The sequence below is a fragment of the Thermosynechococcus sp. OHK43 genome (assembly GCF_014466085.1).
Classification (GTDB): Bacteria; Cyanobacteriota; Cyanobacteriia; order Thermosynechococcales; family Thermosynechococcaceae; genus Thermosynechococcus.
Genome location: NZ_JACOMP010000022.1, coordinates 1 through 9,573, shown reverse-complemented (window position 1 = coordinate 9,573; position 9,573 = coordinate 1). Strand labels below are relative to the sequence as shown.

Below are 9,573 nucleotides of genomic sequence, written 5' to 3'. Positions count from 1 at the left end.
CTTTTTGCATGATTTGAGTCAAAAAGAAACCGCTGAACTTTTGGGCCTCAGTGCGGTCACAGTCTCTCGGCAGATTAAAAAAGGCCTCCAAGCCCTACAACAGATGATGCGTCACGATGACGCTGAATCTTGAAAATGCATAAAATATACTCATGGTTGATTTTGCTGCCCCCCTAGCGGCTTTAGCGGCACATCGTTGGTTCAAACTCATCAACGGTGCCAGTTTCCAAGATGTTGCCCAAATTTATAACCTGACGTTGGCCTATGCACTTGCAGGGGCTGATTGTATCGATGTGGCCGCCGACCCTGCCGTGATTTACGCAGCCAATGAGGCCTTGGCCGTTGCCGCCAGCCTTGGTGCAACCCGCCCCCTACTGATGGTGAGTATTAACGATGGGACTGACCCCCATTTTCGGAAGGCCACATTTGATCCAAGTCGCTGCCCGCCAGGGTGCGATCGCCCCTGTGAACGCATTTGTCCTGCTGAGGCGATTCGTTTTAATGAACAGGTGCAAGGGGTGGTGCGCGATCGCTGCTATGGGTGTGGTCGCTGTTTACCCCTGTGCCCGCTGGGCCTGATTACCACCGATGAGCAACCCGCAGTCTTTGAGGACATCACGTCCCTGATTAGGGCTGGCACGATCCAAGCCCTCGAAATCCACACCCAACCCCAACGTTACAGTGCCTTTAGCGAGCTTTGGCAGCAAGTGCGCCCGTGGGTACGGTATGTGCAGGTACTGGCCATCAGTTGTCCCCAAGGGGAGGGGATAATTGACTATTTGCATTGGATCAATAGGCAGATTCAACCTTTGGAGTGTGCTCTCATTTGGCAGGCCGATGGCCGCCCTATGAGTGGCGATATTGGCGATGGCACAACGCGAGCCACCATTCAATTGGGTCAGGCGATTTTAGGGGCAAATTTACCCGGATTTGTACAGTTGGCGGGCGGCACAAATGGCCATACGGTTGCTAAACTCAGGGCAATGGGACTATTAGCTCCAGGGGGAATTGCTGGTGTTGCCTATGGTAGTTATGCCCGCAAACGCCTTGCCCCTTTCCACGCGATCGCCGACCAACCCTGGCAAACTGTTCCTGACGTCCTTGCAGCGGCTGTCGCTGAAGCAGCTACCCTTGTTTCTCCGTTGAAATCTGTCCCGTCACTCTCTGTGCCCTATGGTTGAATTGACTGCTGGACAACGCCAAGTCACTGACGATCTCGATCAATTATTAGCCATCCTACCGCCGCCCCTTGGACAGTCCCTCACCGATCATCCGCAGCGGGAAGAACTCCTAGAAATTGTTCTAGATTTGGGGCGACTGCCGGAAGCGCGGTTTATCCACAGCACCCAATATCTTGCCGCGACGCCCGTCAGCCGTGAGATGTTGCAATATGCCGTGGATCGGGTGGGCGAGTTTAGTGGTGACAATCGCGCTGGGATTGAGCGTACGCTGCACCGTATTAGTGCCCTGCGCAATCGCCAAGGAACGATTATTGGCTTGACCTGCCGGGTGGGGCGAGCCGTCTTTGGCACGATTGGCATGATTCGCGACTTGGTTGAAAGTGGCCAGTCCATTTTGCTCCTGGGGCGGCCGGGGGTCGGTAAAACCACCGCTCTACGGGAAATTGCCCGCGTTTTGGCGGATGAGTTGCACAAGCGGGTGGTGATTATTGACACCTCCAATGAAATTGCTGGCGACGGTGATATTCCCCATCCGGCCATTGGCAAGGCACGGCGGATGCAGGTGGCACGCCCAGAACTTCAGCATCAGGTGATGATTGAGGCGGTGGAAAACCACATGCCCCAAGTGATTGTTATTGATGAGATTGGCACAGAACTAGAGGCGCTAGCGGCACGCACAATTGCTGAGCGAGGCGTACAACTGATTGGTACGGCCCACGGCAACCAAATTGAGAACCTGATGAAAAACCCGACCCTCGCAGATTTAGTGGGGGGCATTCAATCGGTCACCCTTGGGGATGAGGAAGCGCGCCGCCGGGGCACCCAAAAGAGTGTTCTTGAACGCAAAGCTCCACCCACCTTTCAAATAGCTGTGGAAATGCTAGAGCGCGATCGCTGGGCCATTCATCTCGATGTGGCTGCCAGTGTGGATCTCCTGTTGCGGGGGCGCCAACCAGTTCCGGAAATTCGCAGCGTTGCTGCCGATGGCTCAGTGGTGATTAGTCGCCCTGAACCTGCCCCCCAGCGATCGGAGGTCAAATCTGCGCCTCAGCGTCCCTCCTGGCGGGACAGTGGCCAGATGCTACCGGTCACTGATGGCAGTAAAGAACCTCTGCGAGCGAATTTTGCCCGGTTGCTGGAAGCGACATTGGATGCCCCCACGGTCGGTCCGAATGGGGAAGAGCTCCCCCTCCACGTTTTTCCCTACGCCGTCAGCCGCCACCATTTAGAGCAAGCAATTCAGACCCTAAACCTGCCCATTGTGGTCACGAAGGACATTGATCAGGCGGATGTGATTTTGACGCTGCGCTCCCACCTCAAGGGGGAAAGCAAGCTGCGGCACTTGGCCCATATTCACCATCTACCCATCCATGCCATCAAAACCAACAGTATGGCGCAAATTGTCCGAGGGCTACGGCATTTGCTTGGCATTGAAGACCCCAGCCCAGCAGAGTCAGCGGATCTCTCCCTCTTTAGTCCAACGGGCAGTGATGATGAATTGGAAGCCCTTGAGGAGGCGCGCTTAGCCGTGGAAGAAATTGTTATTCCCAAGGGGCAAGTCGTGGAGCTACTCCCGCGATCGGCGAATATTCGACGGATGCAGCATGAGCTGGTTGAGCACTACCACTTGACTTCCTGTAGCTTTGGTGAGGAGCCAAACCGACGACTGCGGATTTATCCCAACTTCTTGCGCTAATTAGGGATTTACCAGCGCCTGTAAAAAGGCGCCTATGCGGTCAATGGGCAAAACATGCTGCACACTCCCAAGGGCAATAGCCTCCTTGGGCATACCAAAAATCACACTGGTGGCTTCATCTTGGGCAATGGTGATTCCGCCAACCTTGGCAATTGCTTGCATCCCCGCTGCGCCATCATCTCCCATTCCCGTGAGCAACACCCCAATAACAGCATCGCCATAGTAAGCTGCTAGGGAGCGAAACATTACATTGACAGAGGGACAATATCTTTCGTTGGCAGAAGCGGGTATCAGGCAAAACTTGCCTCGGCAATCAATTTCTAAACTCAAATGATCTGGTGCAAAATACACGGTTCCAGGTTGGGGCGTTTCACCGGCAGTTGCCACAGTAACCTGCAGTTTGGTTTCTTGGGATAGCCAACATATCAGACGGCTGAGAAAGCCAGGACTAATGTGCTGGGTACAGACAATGGGTAGAGGGAAGGTTGCAGGCAACGACTGCAAGACCTTGGCGATCGCTTGAGGGCCCCCTGTCGAAGCACCAATTCCAACAATAGCTAGGTTTAATGATGAGTGCCCCTTTGGCAGGGGTGGCGCTGCAACACTTGGAGAACTAAGGGTAGGACGTAGGGAGCGGGTAAACACTTTCACTCCTGCAAGTACTCGAATCTTATTCAGCAGTTGGGCGCGATCGTAATCGGCTAGCAGACCGCTACTCGGCTTGGGAAACACATCAATTGCACCTGCTTGCAGCAGCTCAAAGACCGTTTCTTCCTCGGCTGTAGCTACGGTGATCACTAAAATAGGACGCGGGTAACGCGCCATAAGTTGACGGGTTAGCTCTAACCCATCTATTTCTTTCATGTACAGATCCGTGCAGACAACATCCGGTTGGCAGGATGGAATTGCAATGAGGGCCTCTTTGCCGTTGGTGGCTACCCCAACAACCTGAATATCCGATGCAGATTGCAACAGTTGCTTAAGAGTACTCAGGGCAATTGGTGAGTCTTCAACTAAAAACACCCGAATAGTCATTGAAGTAGACTTTACACATTCTCATGGGGTCGCAATCTTGGGAGCTTTGCTGCGGGTGAGCATCTGAGTGTCTCCAGTCTCGGAAGAAATCCAGAACAGTTGGAGAACTGCTAACACTGATCATAAGAATTGGATGCGAAAACCACTATTGGATTATTGGATGGCCTCAATAAATTTAAAGCCCTGTCTTCCTGCCATTTCTAAATCCGCAAAAGTGACATCGGGTTGACTTCGCCCAATTTGAAGACAATAGGAGAGTTCTCGCTAGGAAGAACAGTGGCTCTAGCCATTCCACAGCACCCTACTTTTGAGCGAGTCACCCTCACCCCTCTGGCGGTAATCAAGAAACAGTGGGAAGGGAAGGCTATTGAGTGGCTCTTTTAGCCTGGTTTGAGTGTCTATTGTTAACTCCACTACTTTTGAGCAACTAAATCACACTCAATCCTAACACAGTTTAATAGCTAGCATGGCTATTCTTAAAACCCCTCTTGGATTAGCCTACTTTTTTGCTGGCGAGAACCCGAATCTTAGTAATTAAAGTACTCTTGAGGCGCTCATAATCTTCTGCTGAACCAGCAGTGGGCTTGGGAAAGAAATCAAGGGCACCCGCCTGCATCAGGTTATAGATATTATCCACATCCGTGGGTTGTACGGCGTTACTAATCACTAGTACGGGACGAGGAAATCGCTTCATGACTTCTCTGGTAAATTCTAGGCCGTCCATGCCCGGCATTTGCAGATCAGTACAGATGACATCGGGCTGGGTACGTTCAATAACTTCGAGTCCTGCAGCGCCATCCATAGCGGTTCCCACGACCTCTATTTGTTCCGAGGAGCTGATGAGTCGTTGCAAAATCTCGAGGGCAACTGCCGAGTCTTCAATCAAAACCACTTTAATTTTTTCAATTTTGCTCATGAATCAGTTCCTTAAGGGTATCGAGTAGTAGACTTTGGTCAAAATTACCTTTGGTCAGGTAAGCATTGGCACCCGCGGCAAGAGCACGCTGGCGATCGCTCGCTCCTGCTAAGGTTGTAACAAGGATAATCGGCAGGGTTTTATACTCAGGGAGTTGGCGAATTCGCCGGGTCATTTCAATACCGTTTTGCTGCGGCATTTCTACATCCGAGACCACCGCCTGAAAGTGACCTGTGCGCAATTGTTGAAAACCATCGGCACCATCAACGGCGGTGGCGACCTCATAGCCCGCCCGCTCTAAAATGCGCCGCAGTTGGGTACGAATAGGTAAGGAGTCTTCAACCAAGAGGATGCGAGGCTTGGTAACCGGCTGGAAAACCCGACTCGTCTGGGCATCAGCAAAGGTGTGCACCAAGGCAATGGGGCGCAATAGGTGACAAAGTTCACCGTTGTCAAGAAGGGTGACGCCCAAGAGGTGGGGGAGCTGTTGCAGCAGAGGATGGTGGGGTTTAAGCTGCACATTTTGAAAATCCACAATTTCGTCAACAATGAGGCCGCGATAGCGATTGCCCTGCTGCAAAATCACACAGGGATAGGGAGGACGTTGGGGTGGTGTCTGTTGTCCCAAGAGAGCCGCCAACCAAGCAATGGGCACAGGATGATTTTCCCACAGCAGGGTAGGTTCACTGACCTCTGACAAGAACTCCTCTTGTCGTACGAGTAAGCTGGTGACGATCGCGTCAATGGGTAAGCCATAGAAATACTTCTGCAACCGTACCACCAAGATGGTCATTGTCCCCCGATTGGCTTGCAGTGTTATTTGGAAACGGCAACCTTGTCCCGGTGTCGATTGAACTTCAAGGCTACCATTGAGTTCCTCCACATTGGTGCGCACCACATCTAGACCGACCCCGCGTCCCGAGAGAGTACTGACCTGCTGTCGGGTGGAAAAACCCGGAGTAAAAATTAGTGCCTCAATCTCAGCGGGGCTCATCGCTGCTAATTCTGCTTCTGTATAAAGTCCCCGTTTTAGCGCTGCTTCCCGGATAGCCGATCGATCAAGGCCACGACCATCATCAATGACTTCAATGACCACTTCATTGCCCTGGCTACGGCCACGAATCCTTAGGGTTCCTTCGGCAGGTTTCCCCCGTTGCTGCCGTTCAGCGGGAGACTCAATTCCGTGATCAAGGGCATTGCGCACCAAGTGGGTCAAGGGGTCTTTCATCCCCTCAAGAATCCGCCGATCTACTGTGATTTCGGCACCCTCAATAATTAACCGCACCTGCTTGTTTTGTTCCTTGGCAATATCCCGCACGGCGCGGGGGAGTAGATTAAAAATTGTGCTCAAGGGTAAAAATTGGAGGTTTTGAATCTCATGTTTGAGGCCACCCACCACAGCAGTGAGGTGAGCATCATCAACGTTAGCACGAGCTTGCAATTGTTGCAGGCATTTGCCTAGGGTATCTAGTTGTTGCCGCAAGTGATCGTAGCGCTGCCGCAAAGCAAAGAGTTCCGGATAGGGCTGCAGCAGGCGTTGACTGTCAAGGGCATGTGCCTGAACTTGCTCCCAGTAACTGAGGGCTTCAGCAATGAGTTCCCGTTGGCGAGCAATCCGCTGCTGGGTGAGACTCAAGTCACCAATAGTCGTCATTAGGGCATCTAGCTTGTGACTTGCTACCCGCACGCTTTCAATCTGATAGCGATCGTCAGCGGTAGCAGGAGTTTTGGGGTCAACAGCTTCTTCCTCTAGAGTGGAAGGAAGTGGAACCTCTTGGAACGTTTCATAGGCGGCCAGCAGTGCATCGAGATCGTCGTCACTTCTTGAGGGGCTTAGTGAGGAAGCACTGGGCTCTGGGGTTCCTAGGGTAGTGTCACTATGTAAAACTTGCATCAGGTCAGCCGCAATATGAAAAGTACTGACATTGGCTGGCTCTCCAGTGACTGCTTCATGGGCAATTTTTTTGACTGCATCCAGACCACGGTAGAGAACTTCAAACAGATGCGGGCTAGGTTCCAAATTGCCCTGCCGCCAGTGGCTAAAAATCTCCTCTAGATGGTGAACCAGGGTTTCGGCCTCAGTGACCCCTAGCATTCGCGAGTCGCCCTTGAGGGAGTGGGCTTCCCGCATGAGAGTTTCAAGGAGAGAGCGATCGTGGGGATTGGTTTCAAGGGCAAGAATTGCAGACTCAATAGCTTGCAGATGGTCGGCACTGGCGATTTGATAGAGCGATCGCAACTCACTATCTTCAATGTACATGGATGTACACAACCCCTAGACTGAGTTTTGCAAAGTTTGTGCAGCTTCCAATAGCTGGTGGGTTGCTGTCTTAATTTGGGACATACTCGCAGAGGTTTCCTGCGCAGCTAGATTGATGGCATTCATCGCCGAAATTACCTGTTGCACTCCCACAGCCTGCTGTTTGGAACTGAGGGCAATTTGTTGGCTGTTTAAATGCACTGCCTCAACGGCACTGGTAATTGTCGTGAAGGTTTCCGAAGTGCTCTGTGCCAATTTAGCACACTCATTACTGGCCTTCATGCCTTCATCGGTGACCATGACTGTACTGTTCATGGCTGCTTGCACTTCACGAATCAGGTTGGTGATTTTCTCGGCTGATTTTTTGCTTTGATCCGCCAGTTTGCGAACTTCTTGAGCTACCACAGAAAACCCCTTGCCCTGTTCACCCGCTCGTGCTGCTTCCACTGCTGCATTCAAAGCAAGAATATTGGTCTGGTTGGCAAGGTCGCTAACCAGTTCAGAAATGGCAGTGACTTGAGTCATTTGCTCACTCAGTTGCATGATCTTCTCAGCGATCATCAGGACATTATCCCTAAGGGTATTAATCCCATTGACTGTTTGCTGAACCGTTTCTTTGCCATAGTTAGCTAGCTCCATTGCCTGCTTGGCGCCTGCTGCTGAGGCCTGAGCTTGCTCTGTCGATTGGCGAGAGGAAGCGCCCAATTCTTCCATGGTAGTGGTGGTCTGATTCACTGAAGCAGCCTGTTGGGCAAGCACCTTTTCCTGTTCGTCAACTGCCGCAGCAGTTTGACTGGAAGAGGTCGCAATTTGGGTGGATATCCGGGAAAGCAGAGCAACGGTACCCTTGACAGTGAAAATAAAAATAACAATGAACAGAATTTGCACAATAAAAAAGATAATCTCAGCAACTTGAACGAAATTACTTGATCTTTTAGCAGCCATTTCGGCGGCCTTAACAGTGTCATCGCTCAGCTTAAAGAAATCCTCACTGTCTTGAACCAAGCGATCAACATTCACTTTGGGCTGCTGGAGCTGCTCTTTGAGCTTTTGCCACTGCGATTGCAATTGCAGCATTAAGTTGCGGAATTCTGGATCTTTGGCAGGGGGAATTCCCATTTCCACATCACCATTGATCAAAGCATTAATTCGGCGATCATTGGAAGCAATAAGTTCATTGATATTACTGTCTCCAAGGCGCAGTTTCACAATTCGTTGGGTGCCACCACGTACGCGACCTGCCTCGTTAATAATAAGGAAATCGTCCTTAGCACGGTTAAAGGTAAAGACATAGGCGCCCAAGGCGGATAAGCTCAACAGGGCAATGCCGCCAATCAGGAAATAAAATCGATAGCGAATACGCATGATTAACCCTCATAAAAACTAGGAAGAGATCAAGTATGACTATAGGTCCATTTTACTTTCTAAGCCACCTTGGTTGGGACAATTAATTTGTTTACTAATTGATTGATATTGAGCAATTTGATAACTCGCCCCTCTTCAATGATAGAACCAACATAGCCGCTGTCATGAACTGCCAAAAAAGAGCTTAACTTAACCTCCTGGGAGAGATAGCTGATGATTCCCTGTACATCATTCACTAAAACCCCTAGCAACATAGAATTCACTTTGAGGACTACTGCTTTCTTGAGGGGGGCGGGTGATTGGGGTAGCCGCAGTAGCTCTCGCAGATCGAGTAGGGAAATAACTTCATTCTGAAGAGAGACATGGCCGGCAATGAAGCTTGGTGCTTTTGGGGCTGGAACAAGATGGTTAACTTCAATAAATTGCTGAATCTCCCCCAGTGGAATGGCAAACTGTTCTCCCTCCAGTGCAAAGACCACTGCCGTCAATGTTCCCCCTAGAGGCTCTTGGAATGCTACCTGGTGACATAGAGCCTGTTGCCGTTGCCGCAGGAGTGCTCGCTGAACCAAGGTTGCCGTTGGCCAATAGCGGTCGTAGAAGTCGTAGCTGGGATAGTGTTCTAGTTCTGCTGAAATTCCTTCGGATGTGAGTCTTGCCACCTCCACTGGTGCGCGAATGAGGGTGTCAACATTGATTAAAATCAACACCTCCTCAGCCACTTGAGCGAGGCCTGCTACAAACGCAGTATTGAGGAGACCAGGATGACCGTAGTCAGGCTCTTGGCGCAGTTCAACAGTGCTCCCTAAAATTACATCTTCCACTTGATGAACAACCACCCCCACGCGTAACCCCGTTGCTCTCAGCACAATTACAACGTCAGTCTCTCGACACTGAGGTGGCGTGATCCCTAGGCGACAGCTTAGATGCATGATGGGAATGAGATCCCCCCGCAGGTTGAGGACTCCAAGAATATCGTTAGGTGCCTCTGGGATAACCGTAAGTTCTGGGAGACTAAAAATTTCCTCAACTGTGGATAAGGGGAGCAGGCACTTTAACCCAGCAGTTGTTAGTTGCAAATAGTCCATGGCATGGTAGTTAAATAAGTTTCTCAATTGTACTG

At 51.0% G+C, this 9,573-nt stretch carries 8 protein-coding genes; 3 read left to right on the top strand and 5 right to left on the bottom strand.

Going from position 1 to position 9,573, the window contains the following annotated elements:
* From H8Q75_RS01115 to H8Q75_RS01105, 3 genes are all read left to right on the top strand, one after another.
* Nucleotides 1-133: sigma factor-like helix-turn-helix DNA-binding protein (locus tag H8Q75_RS01115; RefSeq protein ID WP_365970485.1), on the top strand; the 133-nt coding region annotated here is incomplete at its 5' end.
* A gap of 19 nt (nt 134-152) precedes the next feature.
* Complete coding sequence (gene ldpA / locus H8Q75_RS01110; RefSeq protein WP_024125660.1) at nt 153-1,181, top strand: circadian clock protein LdpA; 1,029 nt, start codon at nt 153-155, stop codon at nt 1,179-1,181.
* Complete coding sequence (locus H8Q75_RS01105) at nt 1,174-2,877, top strand: R3H domain-containing nucleic acid-binding protein (protein ID WP_024125661.1); 1,704 nt, start codon at nt 1,174-1,176, stop codon at nt 2,875-2,877. Before ldpA ends, H8Q75_RS01105 begins: the two co-directional genes overlap by 8 nt.
* Here the strand turns inward: H8Q75_RS01105 and cheB are convergent, their stop codons facing one another.
* The 5 genes from cheB to H8Q75_RS01080 all read right to left on the bottom strand — a co-directional run.
* A complete protein-coding gene (gene cheB / locus H8Q75_RS01100) occupies nt 2,878-3,912 on the bottom strand; it encodes a chemotaxis-specific protein-glutamate methyltransferase CheB (protein ID WP_024125662.1) in 1,035 nt (344 codons plus the stop codon).
* Between the two features lie 493 nt (nt 3,913-4,405).
* Nucleotides 4,406-4,828, bottom strand: a complete 423-nt coding sequence (locus H8Q75_RS01095) for a response regulator (protein ID WP_024125663.1) — start codon at nt 4,826-4,828, stop codon at nt 4,406-4,408.
* Nucleotides 4,815-7,088 carry a response regulator gene (locus H8Q75_RS01090; protein WP_024125664.1) on the bottom strand — a complete coding sequence of 758 codons (2,274 nt, stop codon included), beginning with the start codon at nt 7,086-7,088 and terminating at the stop codon, nt 4,815-4,817. Before H8Q75_RS01090 ends, H8Q75_RS01095 begins: the two co-directional genes overlap by 14 nt.
* Nucleotides 7,089-7,103: 15 nt before the next feature.
* The gene (locus H8Q75_RS01085; protein ID WP_297039725.1) at nt 7,104-8,453 is read right to left on the bottom strand and encodes a methyl-accepting chemotaxis protein; all 1,350 of its coding nucleotides are present in this window, start codon (nt 8,451-8,453) and stop codon (nt 7,104-7,106) included.
* A 59-nt stretch (nt 8,454-8,512) separates the two neighbouring features.
* The coding region (locus H8Q75_RS01080; protein ID WP_297039721.1) for a chemotaxis protein CheW at nt 8,513-9,573 on the bottom strand (1,061 nt) is incomplete at its 5' end.